We start from the raw sequence: 25,540 nt of genomic DNA on the forward strand, positions 1-25,540 counted from the left end.
AGTAGCTACGCAACTCTAGCGGAGTTTCTTAAAATGGATAACCGATAGCAAAGTTTAAAGTCATATTATTATCTGCATTTCCAAAGAATGGCACATTCCATCGTTCGTTTTTGTCCAAGTACGGTATACGTAGTGGGGAAGCTAGATCTAAACGAATTACGAAGCTTTGAATATCTAACCGCACACCAAAACCTACACCTGCCGCGACTTCACTTAGCCAATCTTTTTCAAATTTACCATCTGTAAAAAGTGCTTCAGACGAAGTACTAATAGACTCGTCTTCTAGTAGGTCAAAATAATCTCCCGTTAGCCAAACATTACCGGCATCAACAAAGAAGGCACCTTTTAAATACGAGAATAACGGAAAACGATACTCCACATTGGCTTCTAATTTTAAGTTACCAGATTGGTCATAGTAATCTGTGGAATCATCATTTGAATCCGGATAAAAATTACCAGGTCCTAAAGATCGAATATCAAAAGCACGAATACTATAAGGACCTCCAGAATAAAATTGCTTAACAAAAGGTAAAGTAGAACTGTTACCATAAGGTACACCCCAACCTGCATATAAACGAGATACTAAAGTGCGTTCTTTTTCCCACCTTAGGTATAATCGTAAATCGGCATCGACTTTTGCATATTGTGCATATTCAGAACCAAAAATAGTATTTGAGCCACCACTTGCAAGACTTAACATATTACCGGCTAGATCAAAATTTGTAGTAAAATAGATAGGAGTTTCTTTTTCAAGATCAGATACCTCGTCATAGGTAAAGCTATATAGCAAACCGGCGATAAAACGCTGTTCGAAACTTTGGCTTAAATATTCATTATCATCAAGAATAGTCTGAAACTCATCTGTTACATTAGATAATTTTGAATAGTTGATACTAATGGGGTCTAATGTGTGGTATACATATTTGTTCTCTTTCCAAGTATAACCAAATGTGCCATTCACAGAACTTAATGTAAACAGATCACTACGTTGTAGAAAATCTACCCCAAGCGATATTTTGGTTTTTGGCACAGCATATTTAAATCTACTAGGAGAAAAAGGTATTGATCTAGGTATAACTAAGTCTGCACTTATACCTCCTGCTATACTGGTTAAGTTGGTGTTGCTGCTATTAGACAATTGTAACTCGTAAGAGAAATCAGCAGAAACGCTGAATGTTTCACCACCATTGAATACATTTCTATTGGTATGACTCAATAAAATGCCCGGGCCGGTATATCCATTAGATTTTGAAACAGCTTGTAACTCGGCTCTAATCGATCGTTTGGTCAAAGGTGCTAAATAGATGCTTGCAGCCAAAGAACCACCGTTACCGTCAATTGCAGTGGTATCTAGTTCGGTGTATTGTATGTTTACATACTTATAGCTACCTAAAGCAGATAATCTACTGCTTGTTTGTTTTGATGTGTTGGCATCATACAAATCACCTTCATTGAATAATAAATACGATTCTAATAAGTCTGGTTTAAAATATAGGTCGTTCTGTATAAAATCTATGTTGTCGACTTGGGTGACATTATTTTTCGTTAAAGGCAATGTATCGCCTTCAATCGAATAATTAGGGTACACCGTAATTGAATCTATGGTGTAAGGAATGGATGCACGCGCTGGTACATCTCTTTTCAATCTAAGAAATAGATCGAATTTTTTATTATTGTATTGGTTAGTATCTGCCTCAAAAATTAATAAGTCTTCTTGGCTATTGTAAAATCCTTTTTGCTTTAGTCCGTTATTTAATCGTGCTCGTTCTGCCTTCAATAAATCGAGATCAAACCGATCTCCTTTTACTAGTGCCGTTTCAGGCAGCATTTTCTGAATTTCTTTGTAAATGGGGAGGGAGTCAGATTCTAGATTGTAATTTTCTAACACATACGGTGCTGGTAGGGTAGCTGAGTACTTAACCGAAACAAAGTTGCTGTCAACAAAGGTCTCAGATGTTGATCTGCTATAGAAGAATCCGTTATTATCTAATCTGTTTAGAATCAATTCTTCGACCCTTTCTGTATTTACATTAGAAAAATAAACAGGTTCTTCGCCAAAAGATTTGTTCAAAAATTTATAAAGAAATCCAGGTTTTTCTCGCTGTGCTTTGTAATGAAAAAACAAGGCAGGTTTCATTCCTAAAAATGTAGTGTTGGGGTACGGTTCTATTAAACCAAATAATTCTGTCTTAACTTCTTTTAGGTCTTTTAGCTCGCTTTCTGAAATTATTTCAAGTTCTGCGCCTGTATATAATTGTTCGCCTTCAGGTATATATTTTTCTATACCGCACGAATAGGTAATTAAAAATGCCAACCAGCATATGGTACGATATGTAAAGAATTTATTTTTCAATGTTCTCTTGTTCTTTGGTCTTTGCGTCTTTTTTTGAAGGTTTCTCTTCAGATTTTTCTTTTTTCAGCGGATTAAATAATTGACTGAATTTATTGAATTCTCGGTTAAAAATAAAAGCCACACCGGTAACGATTAACTGCCCATCAATAATATTTTGATACTCTTGCCTTCTAAACCCCTTTAGTCTATATATACCTTCTTCACTCAGTAGATATTCTAAGGTTACATTGCCAATTAACGGTGTCTCGGTATCGCTTGTTGATGCGCTACCTTCAACATCTACGGCACTACCGGCAGTAACGATTAATCGGTCGTTAAAAAGTTTTTTACTGGCGTTGATATTTAGTTGCGTTCGACTCTGGGCAGTTCCACTTCCATAATCATCAAAGCTATCTAAATCAAAACCAAGCTCAAAGCCTGTATTGCCTAATAGCTTATTAGAAATGGATGTAAGTTCATTTGAGAGTACCTTATTCACGTTATTTCTAGCTATTGAAACTACTCCGCCGCTACTACCATCGCTACCCGTAGTTGGGTAAAAACGATTTAATGCCAATAATGAAAATACTTGCTTGTTCAATTCAGATTCTTGTTCGTTTAATTGTTGAATTCGACTATAAACCGCTCCGCCAAAATTACCTTGTTCACTCTCTGGCATATCTAGCGCAAATGATATTTCGGGTAGCATAAGTTGTCCGTCAATATTTAGGTAGACAAGAAAGTCTGTTGATTGTTGGTATGTTCCAGAAACGCTACTATCTGTACCATAACTTATAGATGACATTAATGATGATGCCGAGGTTTCTATTTCATAAATAGCAGTCACATCCATTTTTGCATCGAACGGGTCACCTGTCCATACAATACTGCTCCCTTTTTGTAATTTGAATTCGCGGCTCACCAAATTATATAAGCTGGTTCTGTAGAAGCCAGAGTTTAATTCTAACCTACCCGATAAGCGAATGTCTTGGTTTGGGTCTATGTTTAGGTTTAAGGTTGCTGCACCTGATGCCTGTAATTTATCTTGTGTTTTTTCATCAAGAACAATGGTGAACTTTGCCTCGTTACCGATTTCTAAAAGGGTATTAATATCCATACCGGCAAAAAATGAATTTGATTTTTCGCCATCGTTACGGGTCAATATAGCTTCGGGGTTTTCTCTATTTACAAAAATTACCACGCCGTCGCGTTCTTGAATATCTAACTGATCTTGTGGTACTATATAGGTAAGGTCTGTTACATCGCGAACACGCAATTTTCCGTCAATTACAGGTAATTCTAAATTTCCTTTTACAGTCAAATCTGCTTGAATACTGGCAATGCCATACACTAGTTCGTCATCACCTTTTTTAGAATCTAATACTCTAAATTGATTTGTTTTAACAGATAGGTCAAAACCAGGATTTGCGAAGTTTTTGGTAACAACCTTACCATCGATGGTTAATAAACCTTCATTAATATCGTTAATAGTGAAGGCTTTTAATGTAATTTCATCTTGATCGATATCGATAGATTGATTATCTATTGCCAAAGTAGATTTGTATGCTTTGAGGCTTAAGCTGAAATCATTGAAATTAATTCTACCGGAGTATTTAGGCTCGGTCAGTGTACCTTTTACCAATACACTACCATCTAAATACCCTTTTGCATCGGTTAATTGGTCTTTTGCGAACCCTTGTAGAATACTTGCTTCGAATTTTTGAATATCGAGCTCTATATTCAAATCTGCCGTATTTTCTTTCGCTGTATAGTCCCCGGTTAAAGTGAGATTGGCGCCACCGTCTTTCAATGCCAAATCAAAATCATATTCAGATAACGATTTAGAAGATGCGTCTAATGTTAAAGTACCTAGCGGATTTTGCATCACCTGAAAATCTTTAATATCGATATCTGAGACCAACCCAGAAGCGGCATACGGATTGAGAATCACAAAATTACCCTCGACTTTACCTTTAGCTAAAGCCTCATCAGGATTAAAAAAACTTAAAAATGTTTGTAATTGAAAATTCTCGAAAAGGATACCGATATGATTCGATTCCATTTGAGGAACCTTGTTTGAAATTTCCATTTTCTGGGAATTTCGGCTCAAGATTACATTTTGAAAATCGGAATAAGACGTGGCTATTACAATATTATTATCTTCGGGAATATCCCATTTTTTTCTATTTAATATCAGATCTTTCGGAGTGATATGAAGTTTTAAAGTGTCTTTTTGAAATGATAATGCCGATCCTATATGCATTACCTGTGTGGTGTCATTTTTAGAGGTAAAGTCGAGCAACAGTTCTTTGTTTTTCAATCTACCTTCTATATATGTCTGTTTTAAGTGAATGGGGTCATAAATTAAATCTGCCAAACCAGCAGAGAATTTTAGGTCTACCGAATCACCTTTTATATAAGCGTTTAAACTATCGACAGAACTACCGGCATATGAAATATGTGGCACTTTAACTTCGGCAGAAATCTTTTGCGTTTTTGAATTGAAGCTAGCATCTATATTTAAAGAATCTAAATCTTTTACCCCATCAAAAAATACCTTTGACAATACAGGTGTGGGCACTATGGCAAAAGCCAGTTTAGCCTCTATAGTATCTTCAGGTTCGAAATTGGTACCGTCTATAGAGAAATAATGTTCTATTTGTTTCTTAAGGGCATCGGTAATACGGTTAGGTGATGCATTAGAAGCCAATTGTCCGTTTAAAAAATTGCTTTGTATCGATACATCTGTAATTGAATCTTCAATATGGGCTTTTAAGGCAATAGTAGAAACTTGATATTGCTCATTATCTGCAATCGCAATACCGTCTTCAATAATTGTATTTATATTGAAATTAGAGGTAGTGCCGGTATAATTCCCTTTAATATTTGCGGCTATTTTAATATTATTTTTTGTGATACCTAGTTCTTGTAAATCTGCCCCAATAATATTTGAAGTAAAAACAATGTCGTTTTCTTGTGATGAAAGTGCTATAGTAGAATTGACTTTCATGTTCAGATTTGGGTCATCGATATTGGCGTTAATTGTGCCGTTTCCGTCCTTTAAATTTCCGGTAATTGCTATGTCATTATAATCGTATCCGTCAAATTGAAATTGGGTGATAATACCATCAATAGTACTATCAAAATTACTGAGTTTAGAACCCGCACCTTTGCCTTCTATTTTTAGTGATATTTTACCCAGTTGTTCGTTTTGTAAAAGTTTACCTAATTGCAGACTATCTACAGAAACTTGACCATCGAACTTCATGGTTTCGCCAAAATTTACAAGCGCATTAATAGTAGCAGAACCTTCTGGTATTTTGATATTCATGTCAGGTTTTACCCATGTGGTTCCGCCAGATAAGCTTCCTTCTGCGAGTATAGTTTCTGGAATAGAAATGCCTAATTCATTAGACGATATTATTTTATTGACTGCTATTTTTGTGCTTTTGAAGCTAATTTTGTTCAAATTGTAAATTAGTGAATCTACATTGGTAAGATTACTTATACTCCCATTGGCAGATAATTTAGTATCATTACCCCATTGTAATTCGGTATTAAAATCATTTACTTTTTTTAAATTCCCTTGTGCTTTTAGATTGCCAATAATAGGGTATGCCGACAACGAATCTAAGTATTGGTTTTGTGCTAACTCAGGTACTAATTTTTGCACATCACTCAACTCTAAATACACGTCTGACAATACCGCAGATAACGAACTTTTTTCAGGATATTCTATAGCGTTATTTAAGGAGCTAAATTGAATGTCTATAGCTGCTTTTGCAGCACTGTTATTCAATTTAAAAACAAGGTTTGAGAGGGATGCCTTTTGGTTAGTAAGACCGGCTTTAAATGCTAATTGATTTAATTGGATGCCACTCGGCTCTGAGAACGTAAAAGAAGAAACATCAAGGTTAAAGAGCTCAGGTCGGTATTCAAATTTATTAGCTAGAAGTTGAAATTCTTGTATTGTAAAGGCATTAGGGTCAAAACTGCTTGAGTTTTGCTGTGAGCCATTTAATGTATAGCTAAATGTGTTTTTTGCGATGTTGATATTATTGGCTGCAATTATAAATTCTGGCCACTTAAATTCTGAGTTTGTGGGTGTGCTATTTTGTTCAACTTCTTCACTTCTTATCTGAATAGCTATCTGCGAATCTTGTAATAAGAGGTCGTCGGTTTCGTATCTGTTTTTAGAAACGTCTGCCAGTATATCGGTTAGTTCAATTTTACCTAATTTTAATTGGGACTTTAAACCATCAGACTGGCTGTTGTAAGTGATAGCTACATTTTCTACTTTAAAATCTTCTAATTGTATAAAAGGTAGCACAGCACTGGTAGTATCTTCTGTAATAGGGAACGGGTGTGTTTGGTTATAGGTGAATTCGGTATTCTTTAGATTTAAATCATCTAAAGAAAACTTCATTCTTTCTAAATCAAACTCAGAAACGTCTATATCTAAGTTACCAAGTATGAGGTTTATGTCCGTTCCTAAATAGGCATCGTTATAATTCAATTTCCAATCGGTCAAGTCTAAACTTCCTATAGAAATCTCCATAGGTTCAGAAGTCGCTGACGTTGTATCTGTGGGTGTTACTAATGCATCGATAAGAAAAGTAAAATTAAATTCATCAGGATTATCTTCTCTACTAATATGGGCAACCACACCGTTAGAAATGACTCCATCTATAGCTAATGAATTTTTAAAAACAACAGGGTAAATAGGAATATCTGCTTGAAGCGATTTTGAGTAGAATAAAGTATCGCCCTTTACATCTTCAAGATATACTTTCTCGACCAATATATCTCCAGAAAAAGTTAGGTATACCTTGCCGACTTCTACTTTGGTATTAGACTTTTCTGAAATATAATTAGTGACTTCAGCAACGATTAAATTTTGAGCCCACGGAGTTCTAATGACTAACACCAAAATAAAAAATAGCAGTAGTATCCCCAGAATTATTTTTCCGAAGAGCTTTGCTAATTTTTTAATTTTAAGTTTTTTATCGGTCATATGGGTTATCATAATGGATTGAACTCTAACATTCAATTTTTAACGGAGACATTACCATCCCAATTGTGCCATAAAACCTGTAGCAATTATAATTAGTAATACTATTATGATAACAAGGTTATAAAATCTTCTTTTCTTCTTCTTGGTTTCTTTAAGTGTTGCCATGTAAATGCAAATTTAATACTACCACTATATAAAGTTAGCTTATTTGCTACGAAGATTATCGGTATAGAACATAACGAACATGAATTACATATTTGATTCTAGTGATGTATAGATTAGATATAATAGTTCATCGATACATATTGTCCATTCGTCTACACTTAAATTGACTTAGTCTAAAGCGACCAATTTTTAAGTCTCATGCTTAATATCTTTGAAATGTAATTAATGATTGACTAACAAGTTTAATGTTACGAGTTCAGAATTAATTCTAGAGGCTATGGCAAAATTATAGTTGTTCAGGTAGTTCCCCCAAATCAAAGAAGGCCAATAGAAGTATTGGTCTTTTTTATTTTAAACCTTTTGTCTGAATATTATGAAAACTGTCTGCTTGCAAACGTAGCAATTCTTCTGCCTTTTTCTTTTTGTAGCCGTAAAGCTCTTCTTCGCCCTTTAGATCTTCATATATTTTCTGATTGATTTCACTATCAGTCGAAGCAATAAGTTTTCGTTGCGCCAGTTTTTGCTCGACCCAAGTAGAAAGTACGCTTTCTTCCTCTTCTAATTTAATATCATATTCCCCTTTTGGAGCTAGTAATTTGGCAATTATAGGTGATGTTTCTATGGCTAAGAACAACAGGAATATAAAAAATGAAGGAAGCCATGGTAATTCGTCTAAAGCGGTAATTCTTGCCATTAATCCGTCGAAACCATCTATAATGGGTTGCGAATTTTTAACCACTTCGGCATATTCAATATCTAGCGTTGCAATTTGAGATTCTATCGCCGATACTTTTTCATTATTTGTAGTTTTTAGTACTTGTAATTCTGCAAGTGCAGCATCATGTTTATCTCGCTTTTCAGCATAAACGGGACCTTTACCTAATAACTTGGTACCCGCTGTACCTTCAGCTTCGTTAATGTAAATATCATAAAGCGCATTCGTCTCGGCTTCCTTTATTGAAACTTCATTTTTTAAAGTAGCTATTTCTTCATTCAATTGCTCAACCTTTGGGGTGTATTGCAACGCAAGTTGGTCTTTGTTGGCTAGGGTAAGTTCATTCTTTTGCTTTAACAAAACCTGATTGATTTCTTTCTCGAAAATTTTCATTTCCAATGGTTTTGAAATTACTATGGCAATTATAACTGCGAGAATTATACGCGGAGTAGCTTGTAAAAACTCTTGGCCAAAGTTGTTTCTCTTTTTAATGGTAGCAACGATAAAACGGTCTAAATTGAATATTAATAATCCCCAAATGAAACCGAAGAATACTGCGGTATAAACATTGTCGAAAACCGTGAATAATGCATAGCTACTAGCAATAAAAGCCATTACAGCTGTAAAAAATACGGTAGCGCCAATACCGGCATATTTGTTTTGCTCACCTTTAGAGCAGGTTTTTAAAAGATCGGCATCTGCCCCTGAGCAGAGAATAAAGAAGTCTTGTATCATGATTAATGATTTGTTTTTGATTGATGATGATGTATACTGGGTGAACGTAACTATTTCATTTTTGGTACGCAAAAAGCCCTCGAAAAGAGGGCTTTAACATATGTTTGACGTTGTGATTATCTTATTGTTACAGGTTCTTTGGTAATTCTTACTTCTGCTTTGCCATTTTTCGCTCTAGATTCTATATTTAACTCTTTCTTTTTCTTTAATAGGTCAATGGCTTTATCAGACGAAACTTCTTTGCCTTCGTAGAAGAACGTTGCTCCTTTTTTCGCCATACTAATAGCATAATCTAATGGGGAAGGCGGAGTAGGAGGTGGTGGAGGTGGCGGAATATTTGAATCCTTCTTTTCTAAATTCCTATCTACAGAAAGGTGTCCTTCTTGTCTAATAATTTCTCTTTTCAGCTTATTTGAATAATTAGAAGTCTTCGGCATCTCTGGTACTTTTGGAGCATCTTGTGGTGCACGAAAGTTTAAATCTGATTTAATAGTTTCCTTAATTAATTCCAGTTCTTTAACATCATTAGTAGTTTGTTCGATATCTGATATTGTGCCTTCATATTTTAGCTCTTCATCAACGTTAATGTAGGCAGTGTTATTATGTGGTAAATTATTCGATTTATGTAGCATTAATGCACCGTCGTATGTGTCTTGGGTTGCAATAATCCTTTCAATTTCAGCATCTGCATAATCAGCGGTATTCGGAGCTTTTGGCGCTTTTGGTACAGGTGGCGGTTCTGGAAAATCTGGGAATGGCTCTGCATTCACTTTTTGTTTCTCAGACATTAATCCGTAGATATATGTTAGTTCATCAACATCAGATTTTAGAATCCGAATATTGCCTCCCTTAGATATCATGGTGTTATAACTTTTTGCCAACTTATTGTAGGTGGATATTTGTTCTTTTGTAGCATTCTCTTGATTTTGCTTAGGAAGACACTCTGGAAAAGGTTGAGCTTGCTCTCTTTGAGTTTTACTCATACTTCTATAAATGGATTCTAATATCTTTAAATCATACAAAGGAATCTCTCTTTTTGCAGTTGGAATAGCGTTGTATTTTTTTGCAATGGAATTGTATTTGTGGAATGCTCTTTTGTCTAAATTCTCATTGATATCACTTGATTTGGTATAAACCGCAAACTTCGCATCATCGTAATCCTCTAATGGCGACATTGCTTTTATACTGTTTCTATTGATATGGTCATTTAATTTAAAGGCAGGTATATTCTCTTTATCATTTATAGCTATTAGATCATTAATGGAATTTAGTTTAATCCATGATGTAGCATCTACTAAATAAGGTGTTTTATTAACCTCTACAATACAATGTTTATTACCATTTTTTGCATCTTCTAATTTTGATTTGAAAAGCCGTTCGTTTTCAATTATAGATTTGTTTTTTATGACAGATGCATAACTTAAGTTATCATTCATTGCAAAAAGGTTAGAGAACTCAGTTGTAGCTCCATTATTTTTTTGAAGACCGAAGTAGAATGAACTAGTTATTTTACCTTGTAAATTACCCCAATGTTCTTTTTGTATAAGTATTTTATAGCCTTCTTTCTGTATTTTTAATGTGAAGAATATCTCACCTTCAGGTATGTTGTTGATGTCAAGTTGATAATAACCTTCATTATTAGTAGTGGTTAGTGAAATTCCGTTTGAATCTTTTATTTCCGCATTAGCCAAAGGTTCTAAAGTTTCAGAATCTACTACTATGCCTGCAAGTTTTATTATTCTGTTTGAGTTTTTGATTGATTGCTGCTTCTCTTGTTTATTATAATAATTTCCTCTAGAGTCAACTAATTGATTATTTTCAATTTTAAACGACCAATCTTCATAACCATAGGTGAAATAATAACTGTTGCCACGTTTTTTAGGATAATAACGAACAGCTTTTTTGTTTCCTTCTAAAAGATCAAAAACCATATAAATATCGTACTCGGAAACAATAAGTTTAGTATTAATTTCCTCATTTTGCCACGTGCCATTTAATTGATCTCTTAAGCTTTTTGCTTTACGGATAAATTTTTTCCCGTTAACTTGAATGGTCTCTTCTTTTGCGGTTGTTTCAACTAAAAGTTTTTCTTTACTAAGCTCAGAATAATAATATAATTGTCCTTTTATTTTTTCAAATTTTAAGATAAGACCTTGATTATTGCCCCATAGTAAATTTTCATTTTCTTCGGTAATTGTTAATGTTTCTAATTCATTTTCTTCATTCAGCCAATCTCCACCAATGGAGTAATCATCGTGTTTACTAACGAACTTTTCTTTCCTGTTTGAAAAACTATAAAGCATAATTGCTAATAGTGGTAGCAACAATAAACTTCGTAACAGAATACTCTTTTTGGATGTTTGTTTTTTCATGATAATAAATCGTTTTTTGATTGATGAATAATTTATGGCATTTGCGATACCAACTGATTGATAGGTGTTAAAGCTGTCGTTTGATAAGTACGACAGTAATGTATTTTGATAATTTAAGTGGTCTTCCTGACCATTAAGTACAGCACTATCTGCTAAAAACTCATGGTTTAGTTTTATTGTTTTTTTAAATGCATAGATTAACGGATTGAACCAGAATACCACTTGCAGTACTTCGAGAAAAAGTACATCTAAACTATGCCTTTGTAAAGCATGGGTTTCTTCATGTATCATTACAGAATTAGGTATGCTTTTGGTCTCAAATTTTTGCTTGTTCAGAAATATGTACTTTAAAAAAGTATGTGGTGGTAGTTGTTCTTCTAGTAATATTCTATAGATAGCACTATGTTTCGTTTTTGGGTTGTTATGAATACGTTTCCAGATTTTATAGAGGTTCATAAAAAAACGCAATGCGAATCCTGCAACTCCTAGTCCGTAGATAGTCCATAGTATTAAAGACCAATTCATGGGCGATTTTTCAATAGCCTGAACTACTGGTTGAATATTTTGAGGTTCATTTATGGTGATAACTTGAGTTACTGCAGTGGTGGGTTCAATTTCAATATATTCTGTAAAAACAATTTGAGGTATTATAAAAGAAGCGATAACGGCGGTTAATAGAAAGTATCTTTTAAAATGGTGCATGCTTTCTTTCTCCAAAAGGAGTTTATAGAAGAGCAGAAATATGCTCATACATGCGGCGGATTTTAAAAGATAGATTACCATGATTACTTCTTTTCTATTTCAACATCTATTAATTTTTTCAATTCTTCTAACTCAGCTTTACTTAAGTTGGTTTCTTGAGTAAAAAATGATGCGAACTGACTAGCGCTATCATTGAAAAAGTTTTTAATGAGTCCGTTTACGTGTTTAGAGAAATAATCTTTCTTTTTTACCAACGGAAAGTATTCTCTACTTCTACCAAAGCTTTTATAATCAATAAACTTTTTGTCGGTCATTCTTTTTAATAAAGTGGCAACAGTGGTCGTAGCGGGTTTTGGCTCTGGGTAAGCATCGAGTAGATCTTTCATGAACGCCTTTTTTTGCTTCCATAGAATATTCATTAATTCTTCTTCCGATTTGGATAGTTGCATTTTCTACAAGTTTAGAGTATGTTCTACAAACATAGAGCAAATATTTTAATTCTACAAGTGTAGAGTAATTTTGTTTTTGTTGCCTTAGGGATAGTAATGAAAAGCCCGCATTTGCTTTTTAGCAAAGCGTACTTGTAATGTATAGCCCGACCCCAATTCTTTGGGGAAAGGTCCAATTGACCCACTTAAAAGATGTAAATTCGTATTATAAAAATAATGAATAATGAGTGTATTAGCTGATTTGGAAGCACGTAGTGGCTCCACTTGCGAATTATGTACGGGAATCAATAATTTAGAAGTTTTTGAAGTAGAACCGGTTTCTATTAGCGGAGTCGATTCTAGTATTTTAGCATGCGAAACATGCCGAACTCAAATTGAAGATCCAGAGCAAATGGATGCAAACCACTGGCGTTGTCTTAATGACAGCATGTGGAGTGAGTATGATTCTGTGAAAGTTGTGGCTTGGAGAATGCTATCTAGATTAAAATCTGAAGGTTGGCCTAAAGATTTATTAGATATGATCTATTTAGAGCCAGAGGCTTTAGTTTGGGCAAAAGCAACAGGCGAAGGTTTAGCCGAGGCTGACAAGATTATTCACCGCGATGTAAACGGAGTAATTTTAGAAAACGGAGATAGTGTTGTTTTGGTTAAAGATTTGAAAATAAAAGGATCAAGCCAAGTTGCCAAGCAAGGTACTGCAGTTCGAAGAATTTCTTTAGACCGTGAAAATGCAGAATATATAGAAGGTAAAGTAGGACCAACAATGACGGTTATCATAACGAAGTATGTGAAGAAAATTTAAGTGAATTTATTGTAGCTACTTAATTAGTTTTTTTTCTTTATTTGTTGCATAGCCCAAAGCATCAGGTTGTTCGTTGATGACATTAAAGCAAAGTGAAGCCCTGTTTAATCCATAGGTCCTCCCATTAATTATCTCGCTGTTGATCTGTAATTGTCCTGAAGTTCTCCAGGCTTGTTGCTTTCCATCGCGTTTTCCATTTGTGTAGTTGAACACGTAAAAAGGAGAGCCATTCGCATACCATTTTTTCTGAGTTCCTTCCATTTTACCGTTATAGTACCAGTTGTCCGCTTTTAAACTGCCGTTTCTCCAATAGATGTAATGTCTTCCCATGACTCGGTTATGCTTATATTGCTTTATTTCAAAAAGGGCTCCGGTATCATAATAACTGCTATATGGTCCATGACGTTTTCCTTCATATACAGAAGTATAAGCGATCATTTCAACTCTAGGGTGATATTTTTTTAATATGCCCGAATATTTTTTACCTTGAAAATAGAATAGACCATTTTTTATAGAGTAATTAGGGTCGGTATCGCTAATTGTATCGCTCGGAACTCCTGTAAGATCAATATCGGCATCAACATTCTGTGCATGCAAGGCTGCTTTATCTATTACTATATCTTCTATGTCATTGGTAGCTTGTTTACATGAACTTAAACCACATAGCAAGCTAAGGACTAAAACAAAATGGCAACGGTATATAGTAAATAAATTACCCATAGTTAATTTGTGTATCGTACTAAAAAAATTAAAAGAAGATAGCTGTAGTAGATTAGGATTAACTCAGCTATCTTATTTATATATTGTAAATAAAATTTAATTACCTGATGATGGTCCTGGAGTACCGTGATATGCACCTGCTTTCATGATATACCAACCTGTATTCAAATAGTTTTCACTACTACAGTGGTAATGGTAAATAGCTTCTGAAAAGTCTGCTGTAGTTGCAGTATGACCTCCGTTTTCATCTAAATCATCTGGAAAGGAACCATCCGCTTCCTGTCGTCCGTAAATTGGAAATCCGTCCCTTAAAAAACCGATTAAGTTGGAATCGTTTACCGTAGGGTAAGTGCTACCATTATCTTCGGCATAAATACTCAATTGAGCTGCTGTGTGGTAATGGTAATCTGAATTTGGTCCAGGGTGTGCACCTGCGGAATCAAAGGTACTCATGGCAACTACGCCAAGTACAGCTCTACCTTCAGAATCATTATAAATTGGAACACCGTTCAAGGCCATACCGATTAGACCAAGGTCTGTTTCTTCTTTGTTTTCAGCTTCGGTAGGATTCGTGGGAATTTCCATACTATAATCAAAAGCAACCATATCCATATTCATGTTGTTTTGATAGGTTATGATAGTATTACCCTCTTCATCGGTACTGATCAACCTACTCAATTCTTCGGCGTCATCATCATAAGCATCTGTATCATCAATGATATAGCTTGGGAATGGTTCGTACAACTCATGTGCCATGCCTTCAATATCCCAATATGGTGTTTTGTGATCGGGTAGACCGGTACTATTAATAGTAATGGTTTCACCCTCTACATTTACAGTAACACCGTTATCCGTATCAAAAACATTTTGGACAACAGTTGAGATGTCTACTGAACCATCTACAGAAATTATAGTATTATCATCATTATTAGTTACGTCATCAGAACTATCAGAATCGCTACTGCAACTTAAAAGATAGAACGGTAATAGAATAAAAAAATACTTTTTCATTATCTTGAATTTAAATTAGTTATGATGATTTCAAGTGTTAAATGTAGGATAGATTATAATCGTAATTTTCAATATTCTGTGAATCATGGCTATAATTCAGTGAAACTGTACTTTGTGTCTTTTTTTGGTTTGTTGAAGTTTCAGTTATTGATTTTACAAAACTTACGTAAATAATACAAAGCGTTAAAAATGTAATTAACTGTTAATGTATACAGAAAAGCGATCTTTAAATTTGGTGTGCCAAATCTAAAGATCGCTTCTTTTTTCTGAAAGATGTTTTACTTATTGGTAACTACTTCTTAGTCATTTCTGTAAAATATTCATAGAAATAAGGGATGGTTTCAATTCCTTTAAAATAGTTCCATAATCCGAAATGTTCGTTAGGGGAGTGTATGGCATCACTATCCAAGCCAAAGCCCATAAGAATAGTCTTGCTTTTTAGCTCTTTTTCAAAAAGAGAAACAATGGGAATACTACCACCGCTACGTTGAGGAATCGGTTTTTTACCGAATGTAGTTTCATAAGCTTTTGAGGCTGCTTGGTAGGCAATGGTGTCAATAGGAGTAACATATCCTTGTCCGCCATGATGAGGTTTTACGACCACCTTTACACCTTTTGGTGCTATAGCTTCAAAATGAGTCTTGAACAGCTCTGTAATTTCTTTCCAATCTTGGTTCGGAACTAATCGCATAGATATTTTTGCAAAAGCCTTACTAGCTATAACCGTTTTTGCACCTTCGCCAGTGTATCCGCCCCAAATTCCATTAACATCTAATGTGGGTCTAATGGAGTTGCGTTCGTTGGTAGAATATCCTTTTTCACCGTATACAGATTCAATATCTAAAGCCTCTTGATATTTTTCAATACTAAAAGGTGCTTTTGCCATTTCTGCACGTTCTTCAGTAGAAAGTTCTTCTACCTTATCATAAAAACCAGGTATGGTAATATGATTATTTTCGTCATGTAGGCTGGCAATCATTTTGGTTAAAATATTTATAGGGTTAGCAACAGCGCCACCATATAATCCGGAATGCAGATCACGATTAGGACCTGTAACCTCTACTTCAACATAACTTAGACCGCGTAAACCTGTGGTTATCGACGGTACATCATTGGCAATCATACCTGTATCCGATATTAAAATAACATCGTTTGCCAGCTTTTCTCTATTCTCGGCTACGTATATGGCGAGGTTATTACTACCAACTTCTTCTTCACCTTCGATCATGAATTTTACATTACATGGTAGTTGATCGGTTTTCACCATCAGTTCCAATGCTTTTACATGCATGTACATTTGTCCTTTGTCATCGCATGCACCACGGGCAAATATGGCACCTTCTGGGTGTTTCTCCGTTTTTTTAATAACAGGTTCAAATGGTGGTGAATGCCATAGATTGATCGGATCTGCCGGTTGAACGTCATAATGGCCATAGACGAGAACTGTAGGTAGATCAGTATTTATGATTTTTTCACCATACACGATGGGGTATCCTGCGGTTTCATGAATTTCAACAATATCGCAACCTGCTTCCTCTAATCTGGCTTTAACCATTTCTGCAGTATCTAACACGTCTTGTGAAAAGGCAGAATCTGCGCTAACAGACGGTATCTTAAGTAGTTCGATAAGCTCATTTAAAAATCGGTCCTTATTTTCCGACAGATAATTCTTTACGTTTTTCATGTGCTATTCTATGTAACTTTTGATAAAAGTACAAAAAGCGTAATTTTTAAATAGCTAAAATTTAGAGAATTGAATTTTTGCGTTATATTTGCACCCCGATAATCACATATCGTGATTTAGGAAAGTATGCAGGCGTGGTGGAATTGGTAGACACGCTAGACTTAGGACTTAGACAAGTAAAAGTCGAAAAAGATTCTAAAATGCAGGTGTGGTGGAATTGGTAGACACGCCAGACTTAGGATCTGGTGCCGCAAGGTGTGGGAGTTCGAGTCTCCCCACCTGTACAAAAGCCGAAGAGAAATCTTCGGCTTTTTTTTGTTTGAAATCGAACCGAAAAAAAGGACAGGTACAACATAGGTAAAACATTTTGGTATTTTCGCATTAATATTTAAGTTGATACCAAATAGCGCATTTTGATTTCAAATACTATTTTCACGAGTATTAAATAATTAATTTTATGAGGCGCATATGATTAGAACTGTTCAAAGACTTGAATTCGAAAATGTTTTTCCCGAGGAGGAACCAAAACCTATATTAGATTATTTAAGCCAGGTATCTTCTTCAACCCTACTTGGAATCATAGGATTTACGACCACCGTTCCACAACCTAATTTTGATAATTTTATTTCTGACCCCGACGTTAGTTGGGATATAATTCAAAGAGTCACTAAATATGGTAAGGAAAATCAGATTCCTGAAAAACCTGAAGTTATTTCAAGAGAAGCCAGTTTAAGGCTTTCCGAAACTATCTTGGCCAATCGCAAGAGTTTGTTGGACGACAATCCTAACGACGACAAAACGGCTGATGAGCTAAATATCTTAAAGGCATTCTTGGTAATTAATAAAGAGGTCAATACCAAGCAATACTTCGGCGATGCACAAGAGAATATTGATAGGATGGCAGATATGCTCATTACGATGGCATTTTCTTCTGCGGACATTGGCATCTATTCTAACACGGACTTGGAATTTGGAAAATTGGTATATGTTACTTTGATAAAGTTTGAACACCTCCTTCAGTTTTTGGGATCAAAAGCAGAATATAAATATTTACGGAATGCGCTCTGTGAAATATTTGGGGAAGACGATACCGAAGATTTGAAAAAACAAGTCAAACTGCTCTTTGCCACTCTTCTAAATTTAAAACTCAATAATAGCTACAAACTCCGATTAGAAGAAAAAGATAAATTACGTTTTCTTAAAACTTTGGCTTCAGCTGAAATAGAAGAGTCGACAGATTTTACAAATCTTAAAAATTATCCTATCTATGAAATTGATCATCAGACTTTTTCTATCATCGACTTTTTCTTTGTAGTAGATAAGTTTTTTAAGAGTGTTCGTTTCATACTTAAAGATGCATATAACAAGCACCATAATTTAAAACCAACGGACGGTAGGTTCTTTAGTTTTTACAACACTGAATTTTCTGAGGAAGTTCTAATGAAAATTGTTCTTGACGACATCTTTCACTGGAAATATCTGGTCAAGAAACAGATTGAAAATACAAAAGACAATGAACCCGATTATTACGTACGTCATAACAACAGGGTTTATCTCTTCGAAAATAAGGACATTCTTGTAGCCGCAGGAATTAAAAGTTCATCCGATATAGCGGAAATAAAAAAGTTATTAAAAAAAAAGTTTCTTAAGGATGATAGCCGTGCATTAGGAATCGGGCAGTTGGTAAAATCTATCGAACAAATTGTGGAGGATAAGTTCCCTTACGATGAATATGTCAACCATAAAAAGAATATAACAATTTACCCTATACTATTAGTTAGCGATAGAATTTTTGAGATTTTAGGGATGAACTATATCTTGAATAAATGGTATTTGGAGCTGGTCAAGGAAAAACTTGGGGATAAATACAATCGTAATTTTATTAGAGATTTGACTTTTGTAGATATGGATACTTTAATTTATTGGCTACCACATCTAAAGGAAAAAGATTCTAATTTTAGAAAAATAATAGAAAAGCATCACCGCGGCATGAATTTTCAAAAGAAAATTAATAACCCTAATTTAAAAAATGGGCGTGAACAAGCTAATGCCTATTTCCATCACAAACTTTCCCCTGTAAGCAATCGATTTTCGGAATATAAATTTCCGAGAGAATTAATGGTAGATAAGTTCCGTGATGTATTATCTGAAGAATAAGATACTTCCAAATAACGTTAAAAAGGATTGACTTTCTCCGTAGTCCATTCAGCCCATTCCCCTACATTCCGCAATAAAAGCTTCATTTCTGGAAATGCGCTTCATTAAAAAGTCTTGGACACAACTTTAAAGCTTCCGATTTCCATTACGCTAGTCCTATTATTAAAAAACACTTCATTATCAATCTTCAACTTTAAAGTTAAGTCCGCCTAAATTCTAATTAATGATAGAGATACGTATTCATAAACCGTTTAGCACATTCCCCTACATTTCGCGAAAAGCTACACTACGGGAAAAGAGCTGCGCTACAATTATCTTGAACACAATCCCCAATTTTAGCTTTCCATTCCATTAATCCTTCCCGATTCTCTGGGAAGGAACATCTCATTCCCTAGCCAAAATCGGGAATAGAGTTCGCCTGATAGGAATTCAATTTAATGATTTGGTATCACTTCCTATGTTTTTATACTTCATATAAGCCTTTAAATAAACTTCTATACCCTCACTGCTTAACCTCTTTTTGACAGCAAAACAACAACATTCATTTTTGGACAGCGGCATAAACCGTTGCGCAAAGCTTCACTTTTTATACGCCTTACCAAAACTGAATATTGAATCACACTAAGCAACAAAAAAAGGTAACAGCGAGGGCGCTATGGGAAGTAAATCTAAAATAAATCTTATGAAATCTTACAAAAACATCAAAAAGTAAGCGACACCAAAAAAAACAAAAAAGGAAAACGCTCAAGATATAATAAGTAAATCACTTCAAAAAATATAAACACAAACTGTCTGAATAGTTCAGATAGATTTTAATTAATTCTTAAATATTTTATTATGGGTACTTTAAAAAATCACGTACAGTTAATCGGAAACGTTGGACAAGAGCCAACCATTACAAACCTTGAAAGCGGTAAAAAAGTAGCATGTTTTTCATTGGCAACAAACGAGTATTTCAAGGATGCCAAAGGGGAAAAACAAACTGATACCAATTGGCATACTGTTGTTGCTTGGGGAAAGACCGCTGAAATTATCGAAAAATTTGTAAGCAAGGGCAAAGAACTAGGTGTTACCGGGAAACTTAAAACCCGAACCTATACAACCGATGATGGCAATGAACGCTATGTAACAGAGGTTGAAGCAAATGAAATCCTATTACTTGGAAGTAAAAACGAAAAGTAGGATTCAAAAATTAAAGAGAGCGTAACCGTCTAAAGATGCGCCCTCTTTTTTTCATTATTCACACATTAAATATATTCACAATGAAAGTACAAGTTAACGAAATTAAAGAAGGATTACAACATTTTCACGGTACGGAAATGTTCTATTCTATTCCATTATTACGAACCCGATTTACGGACGGACTAAAATATTTGTCCGAGGTCGCAGAATGTTTTTGGCTGATTGCGGACACATCCGTAATTGCAAAAAGTCTGATTAATAGAAGCGAATTTGTAACCATAGACTTTAGAAGATTGTCCAAAGAAAAACAGGATTTTACAGGTTATGAAGCTGAAATTATTTATACCGATGGCAACGATAATATTCTCGAAAAACACGGATATAGAGTAACCGATTTTCCGCTTGATGAACTGCGGTTATTTTTTGTAAATAATACGCTGATGTTACCAAGCGAATACTAAAATCCAGAGCTATGGTATATCTCAATTTTACAGACCTGAGCGAAGAAGCTCAAAACCGACTTTTAGAGAATTCTAAAATAGACGTTGAACGAAAATTTGGCGATAGTATTCGCAAATACGTAACCAAGAATTACACTTGTTTTGAAACGATGATTGAAGAAGAAGCCCTTCGGAATTTGTATTCCTATAAATTCATTTTCAATATCTAATTTTTTTGAAATAAGAAACAAGCACCTCTAAATTTTGGAGGTGCTTTTGTATGCAATTTATATCATATCAATAAAAAAACGTATCTTTATTTCGCTGGAAATACAGCACACAAATTAAAGTAGGGTTATCCACTTTTCGACTTTCGCCGATAACCATACACATCGAAAAATAACATATCGGAAAATTATTTTCCTAAAATGGCAATCAGCTTTTTGAGCTGGATTGTATGGATTTTCGTTCGCCTGTGGCGAACGAAAAGGAATAGCAAGAGGGTAACACGCTACGCGATGTTTCGGATTCCTTTTTGTTTTCAAATAACTGATTATCAGCTATTTGAATATATTTTAATATCCTGACAATCAACGATTTGCGACAAACGGGCTGAAAATGCCCATTTTTAGGGAAGATTTTGCGACAAATCGGCGAAATATGGACACATTTATAGGAATTAGATTCAAAAAGGAAACAGCAAAACGTTTTCAAGAATTTTCAAGAACACACTTCAAATCACATACTGAGGCGATGGCAGCGATGCTCGATTTTTTCTTCTACAACGAGATATCACCAAAGGAAAAATTGGGTCCGACCGGCCGGACAATCGAAGCTTCTATTAAGAAGAACTGAGGTAAAAAACAAACAAATTCTTCTTTAATCTGAGACAATATTATTCTAGGCTCATAGATTCAATAAACAGATTCTTGAGCTTTTTTTATTCAATTAATCTGCTATTTATCTAGGCAATATAGAAACGTAGGTTTCATCATATGGTCTGCCAGATTTTGCGATAGCAAAAGACTGTTTTAATAGTTTGTTGGCAACGGCTATCAGTGCCAATTTCTTGCTCTTACCCTTGTTCACGATTCGCTCATATACCTCTTTGCACGCCTTGTTGTGTTTACAGGCATTGAAAGAACATAGAAACAGTAGATTACGAAGCTTTCTATTGCCGACCTTACTTATTCGCGCACGACCTCTTACACTGCTCCCAGACTCTCGTATCGTCGGGGTTATACCGACATAACTACAAAGCTGTGCTGCGGTTTCGAACTTACTGAAACCATCGGTGACCACTATTAGGAACAATGCAGTCTTTTGACCTATACCAGGTATCGATGTCAACAAGGTCAATTGCTCCTGTTGGTCCTCTTTCACCAATGATAGAATCTTTGATTGGATAGCGGCTACCTCTTTATTGAGCTGTTTCTTGTTACGTATCAAGGAACGATAAACAAACTTTGAGGGTATACCTAAAACTGCTTCCCCATGTATCTTGTTCTTGGTTGCCGTTCGTTGCTTTAAATAGGTATCCAATAACCGGAACAACTGTAAACATTCGCTCTGGGTGTCCGTCAAGGCATTATAAATAGGAACCTCGTTGATAAGGGCATACTCACATATAGCCTTGGCATCGCTCTTGTCCGTTTTTACCTTGGCAAGTTTCATTTGAATGAACCGCTTTATAGATAATGGGTTTACTACTGAAACTATTACTCCATTTTTGTAAAGAAACTGTGCAAGTCTGTAATGATAATAACCGGTAGCTTCCATAACGACCAATGAACCTTTGGGTAATTCCTTAAGGTATTTCTTGAACCCCGTTTCATCGTTCTTATACTGGTCGTGACCTTTGTTACTACCATGTACATCAAAGACATCTTTACTAATGTCAACTCCAAAAGTTTCTTTATATTTATTCATAAGAAATGTTTTATGAAAGAACCGGCTACTTCTGCTCACAACAACTTGAAAACGAGATCTAAAGTCTCACAGAACTGAACGTGATTTAAGTAGTAAAAGAGAGAGGATTATCAATGTTGTCGAAGTCTGAAGCTTCACCGTATATAGTAACCTTAATTCTCTCTTTTGTTCTTTCTAATTATATAAACAATTTACTGAGAATCAAACTTAAGCCGTGTATAATTAATTGCTAGGTTACTGCCGACTTACGAACATTCCTGCGGAATATTCTATCTGTGAATTATTTGCTAAATTAGTTGCTTAACCACGCTACGTTTCATACGTGTGCCGAGAGTAACGAACGGCTGAAAATCGTTACGCAACTGTTTATAAGATGGTGGAACCGACCCACCGATGTTGTCCTGCAGGGGAGAGCATCAAACCACCATAAGGTGCTTTGGTAAAGAGCCAAGGTATTGAGCGTTATGGAAAAGGCTATGCCAAGAGCTGGTCAGGTATGAATAATGGAGATGAATGCAAATAAACCTCTGATGAAGTGTCGAGAAAGTGCAACCTTCTGTCAAAAGTGTTTGAAGTATGACAAACATTACAAGTCCGGCGGTCATCTGCTTATTGGCTGGGCGGCAGGCGTCATTTAGGAGGCATGACCATTATTCGGGCTTATTTACGGAACTCGGGAACCTGTGTCAAGATGTGAAGCGAAATGTACAATAGCACAAACTAGAGGCAGAATAGCAATGCTTGGTATAGGGGCGGACTAATCCGTAGTAGTAATGAAAGTTTTGTAATGAAACTGGAGCGAAGGGATTAGCTAATTTAACGTACAATTTGCCAACTTGAAAGAGGATGAGCTATCTTTGAAAGTTAAGTTAGAAGAGCCGTATGATGGGAGACTATCACGTACGGTTCTGTGAGAGGCTCGGGGTGAAATTCCCCTTGTCTACTCGACATTTAACGTTGTAGTCAATTAGAGAAACCACCCAACAGATAAAATTAAAATGATAACATTCAAAAGAACAGATTCTGACAATACAGATTTTCAAAAATTGGTTAAGGAATTAGATGTTGATTTAGGAATATATTATAAGGAAGAGGAATCATTTTATGAGGAATTGAATAGTATTGACAAAATTAAATATACTGTTGTTGCATATGATGAAAATGGAAATCCAGTCGGATGCGGTGGAATTAAAGAATTTTCGAAAAGTGAAGTGGAAATTAAAAGAATGTATGTTCCTCCAACCTATCGTGGAAAAGGAATTGCTTCAATAGTATTGAATGAATTAGAAAAATGGAGTACTGAATTGAAGTTTGAGAAATGCATATTAGAAACACTTAAAGAAAAGCCATATGCTATTAGATTCTATCAAAAGAACAATTATAAAATAATTTCGAACTTTGGGGAATATGTAAAAGCTGAAAATAGCGTATGTTTTGAGAAAGAACTAAAATAAACTGGCTACAACACTAGTAACCGTTGCACAAGTCATTAATCCTGAGAAAAACAGATTCATATAAGGCGCTCTACGGGGCTTTTTTCTTGTCGCGTTAGAAATGGAAAGCTAATTTTTGATACCTTGGAGAAGCACCTAACGATAAATCAAGGATACTTTTGACCCATGTTGCAAAAGCAAGTGTTCCCATCCCACTTTGCACCAGTTTTTGTTCGAATTTCAGGTACTTCTTAAGGTTGTAGGCGATGGCCGATAGGTGCATTACCTTGTTCGCCTGCTTTACCCCGATGGTATTTATCTTGCGCATGCCCATGAACTGGGTGAGGGTCCCGAAAACCGGTTCTACGGTACTCTGCCGTTTGCCCTTCATGTACCTTCCCTGTGGGCTTTCCACCCTGGTAATATTACGTTGATATTCCTCCCGATAGTAGGTCACCGAGAACTGTTTCTCATTTACTTTGCCCAAGCATGTATCGCGTAGCGGGCAGCCTTTGCAGATTTTACTCGATGCGCGGTAGGCCTTCTTTTTCGTCTTGGTACGATGATCTAGGAACACTTTTTTGAACGGTATTACCTTGTCCTGTGGGCATAGGTAATGGTCGGCCTGTTCTATATAAGTGAACCCATCGGGTCCGCCCTTGTAGGTGCCATGGGGCGGTATGAAACTTTTAAGTCCCCTTTGCTCCAAAAAGGCATAGTTCTCGCCCGAACTGTAGCCGGTGTCCGCAACGCAGTTTTCGAATACCAGGCCCTGTTGCCATAATCTTCTTTGTAAACGTTGTACAATATCCCGTAATTGCTGGTTGTCTTTACCGTCCGCATGGTAGGCCCTGATGTCCGTTATCACATGGTGCGCGGTATCCACGCTCAATTGGCTAAGGTAGTTCAGCTTGCGTGCCTTGCCGGGCTTTACGCTAATTCTGGCATCGGGGTCGGTTGGGCTGTAATGGGTCTTGTTACTGGTATACTTGGCCCCCTTGTTCCCCGCACCGGGCCGTTGGTCCTGGTCCTTCGCCCACTTCTTGTTACGTTCCTTTATCGAGGAGAGCTCCTTGTTGCTTGCCGTGATGCTACGACCTTCCTTGTCTGATTTGTCGTTCTTGGACTTTCTGTGTGGTTCTTCCCTGTCCATGGAACTAAGGGCACGTACCTTTCTTAGGTGTTCGTCAAGTTCATCTTCAGGCACCTTGAGTTCCAAAGTGTCCATACTCGCGTTTGCCTTTATAGGGGCAGAATCTATGGCCTGGGAATGGCCGCTGACCATCCCCTTGTCAACGCACATGGCAAGGACCTTCGTAAAGACTTCCTCAAAAACGGACTCCGGGTACAATTGCCGCGTACGGCTTATCGTGGAATGCCACGGTAGCTCCTCGTCGATATCATAGCCAATGAAATATAGTATATCCAAGCGCATCGAACAGTGCTCGATAAGCTTACGGTCACTGATGATATTCTCCAAGTAGCCTACCAAACACAACTTAAAGAATACCAAAGGGTCGATGCTCTTCTGCCCGCTTTCCCCATAATACGGACGGGTAAGCATGTAAAGGAAACGCAAATCCAAAATGCCTTTTAAACGACGATAGAAATTCGTCTCCGGTACCCGATTACTTAATTGAAAATTATTGAAAAGCTTCTCCTGATATTCCTTTTTTCCCTGCATACCTAAAGTTACGA

General features: G+C 35.9%; 16 protein-coding genes, 1 tRNA gene and 1 pseudogene. 8 read left to right on the forward strand and 10 right to left on the reverse strand.

What is annotated here, in order from left to right; genetic code table 11:
• Nucleotides 1–28: 28 nt before the first annotated feature.
• From ACPF9A_RS12865 to ACPF9A_RS12885, 5 genes are all read right to left on the reverse strand, one after another.
• Entirely contained in the window at nucleotides 29–2,353 is a 2,325-nt protein-coding gene (locus ACPF9A_RS12865; RefSeq protein WP_423997507.1) for a BamA/TamA family outer membrane protein, read from the reverse strand.
• On the reverse strand, nucleotides 2,343–7,346 hold the full coding sequence (locus tag ACPF9A_RS12870) for a translocation/assembly module TamB domain-containing protein (RefSeq protein WP_423997509.1): 5,004 nt from the start codon (nucleotides 7,344–7,346) through the stop codon (nucleotides 2,343–2,345). Before ACPF9A_RS12870 ends, ACPF9A_RS12865 begins: the two co-directional genes overlap by 11 nt.
• A 511-nt stretch (nucleotides 7,347–7,857) precedes the next feature.
• On the reverse strand, nucleotides 7,858–8,961 hold the full coding sequence (locus ACPF9A_RS12875) for a DUF4407 domain-containing protein (protein ID WP_423997511.1): 1,104 nt from the start codon (nucleotides 8,959–8,961) through the stop codon (nucleotides 7,858–7,860).
• Between the two features lie 116 nt (nucleotides 8,962–9,077).
• A complete protein-coding gene (locus ACPF9A_RS12880) occupies nucleotides 9,078–12,083 on the reverse strand; it encodes a M56 family metallopeptidase (RefSeq protein WP_423997513.1) in 3,006 nt (1,001 codons plus the stop codon).
• Nucleotides 12,084–12,118: 35 nt separating this feature from the next.
• Nucleotides 12,119–12,484 (reverse strand): BlaI/MecI/CopY family transcriptional regulator, encoded by a 366-nt coding sequence (locus ACPF9A_RS12885; protein WP_116770258.1) that lies wholly within the window; start codon nucleotides 12,482–12,484, stop codon nucleotides 12,119–12,121.
• 223 nt (nucleotides 12,485–12,707) lie between these two features.
• Between ACPF9A_RS12885 and ACPF9A_RS12890 the strand changes: the two genes are divergently transcribed.
• A complete protein-coding gene (locus tag ACPF9A_RS12890) occupies nucleotides 12,708–13,286 on the forward strand; it encodes a PhnA domain-containing protein (RefSeq protein ID WP_423997515.1) in 579 nt (192 codons plus the stop codon).
• Nucleotides 13,287–13,301: 15 nt separating this feature from the next.
• On the opposite strand, the gene ACPF9A_RS12895 is transcribed toward ACPF9A_RS12890, so the two are convergent.
• The 3 genes from ACPF9A_RS12895 to ACPF9A_RS12905 all read right to left on the reverse strand — a co-directional run bounded on the left by ACPF9A_RS12895 (nucleotide 13,302) and on the right by ACPF9A_RS12905 (nucleotide 16,701).
• A complete protein-coding gene (locus ACPF9A_RS12895) occupies nucleotides 13,302–14,006 on the reverse strand; it encodes a toxin-antitoxin system YwqK family antitoxin (RefSeq protein ID WP_423997517.1) in 705 nt (234 codons plus the stop codon).
• Between the two features lie 96 nt (nucleotides 14,007–14,102).
• On the reverse strand, nucleotides 14,103–15,017 hold the full coding sequence (locus tag ACPF9A_RS12900; protein WP_423997519.1) for a YHYH protein: 915 nt from the start codon (nucleotides 15,015–15,017) through the stop codon (nucleotides 14,103–14,105).
• 292 nt (nucleotides 15,018–15,309) lie between these two features.
• Nucleotides 15,310–16,701, reverse strand: coding sequence for a dipeptidase (locus ACPF9A_RS12905; protein ID WP_423997521.1), 1,392 nt, complete (start codon nucleotides 16,699–16,701; stop codon nucleotides 15,310–15,312).
• Between the two features lie 202 nt (nucleotides 16,702–16,903).
• On the opposite strand from ACPF9A_RS12905, the gene ACPF9A_RS12910 reads away from it, so the two are divergent.
• From ACPF9A_RS12910 to ACPF9A_RS12935, 6 genes and pseudogenes are all read left to right on the forward strand, one after another.
• Nucleotides 16,904–16,985: transfer RNA gene (locus tag ACPF9A_RS12910), tRNA-Leu, on the forward strand.
• A 184-nt stretch (nucleotides 16,986–17,169) separates the two neighbouring features.
• Complete coding sequence (locus tag ACPF9A_RS12915; RefSeq protein ID WP_423997523.1) at nucleotides 17,170–18,858, forward strand: hypothetical protein; 1,689 nt, start codon at nucleotides 17,170–17,172, stop codon at nucleotides 18,856–18,858.
• An 837-nt stretch (nucleotides 18,859–19,695) separates the two neighbouring features.
• Nucleotides 19,696–20,040 carry a single-stranded DNA-binding protein gene (locus ACPF9A_RS12920; RefSeq protein WP_423997525.1) on the forward strand — a complete coding sequence of 115 codons (345 nt, stop codon included), beginning with the start codon at nucleotides 19,696–19,698 and terminating at the stop codon, nucleotides 20,038–20,040.
• A gap of 80 nt (nucleotides 20,041–20,120) precedes the next feature.
• Nucleotides 20,121–20,501 (forward strand): DUF6876 family protein, encoded by a 381-nt coding sequence (locus tag ACPF9A_RS12925; RefSeq protein ID WP_423997527.1) that lies wholly within the window; start codon nucleotides 20,121–20,123, stop codon nucleotides 20,499–20,501.
• An 11-nt stretch (nucleotides 20,502–20,512) separates the two neighbouring features.
• Complete coding sequence (locus ACPF9A_RS12930) at nucleotides 20,513–20,710, forward strand: hypothetical protein (protein WP_339714476.1); 198 nt, start codon at nucleotides 20,513–20,515, stop codon at nucleotides 20,708–20,710.
• Nucleotides 20,711–21,140: 430 nt separating this feature from the next.
• Nucleotides 21,141–21,329 (forward strand): annotated as a pseudogene (locus ACPF9A_RS12935) (BfmA/BtgA family mobilization protein); the annotation flags it as partial.
• A 111-nt stretch (nucleotides 21,330–21,440) separates the two neighbouring features.
• Here ACPF9A_RS12935 and ACPF9A_RS12940 read toward each other — a convergent pair.
• Complete coding sequence (locus ACPF9A_RS12940; RefSeq protein ID WP_423997529.1) at nucleotides 21,441–22,409, reverse strand: IS110 family transposase; 969 nt, start codon at nucleotides 22,407–22,409, stop codon at nucleotides 21,441–21,443.
• Between the two features lie 998 nt (nucleotides 22,410–23,407).
• On the opposite strand from ACPF9A_RS12940, the gene ACPF9A_RS12945 reads away from it, so the two are divergent.
• The gene (locus ACPF9A_RS12945; protein WP_423997531.1) at nucleotides 23,408–23,863 is read left to right on the forward strand and encodes a GNAT family N-acetyltransferase; all 456 of its coding nucleotides are present in this window, start codon (nucleotides 23,408–23,410) and stop codon (nucleotides 23,861–23,863) included.
• Between the two features lie 94 nt (nucleotides 23,864–23,957).
• On the opposite strand, the gene ACPF9A_RS12950 is transcribed toward ACPF9A_RS12945, so the two are convergent.
• A complete protein-coding gene (locus tag ACPF9A_RS12950; RefSeq protein ID WP_423997533.1) occupies nucleotides 23,958–25,526 on the reverse strand; it encodes an IS1182 family transposase in 1,569 nt (522 codons plus the stop codon).
• Nucleotides 25,527–25,540: the final 14 nt, after the last annotated feature.

Source organism: Maribacter sp. IgM3_T14_3 (assembly GCF_049603095.1).
GTDB lineage: Bacteria > Bacteroidota > Bacteroidia > Flavobacteriales > Flavobacteriaceae > Maribacter.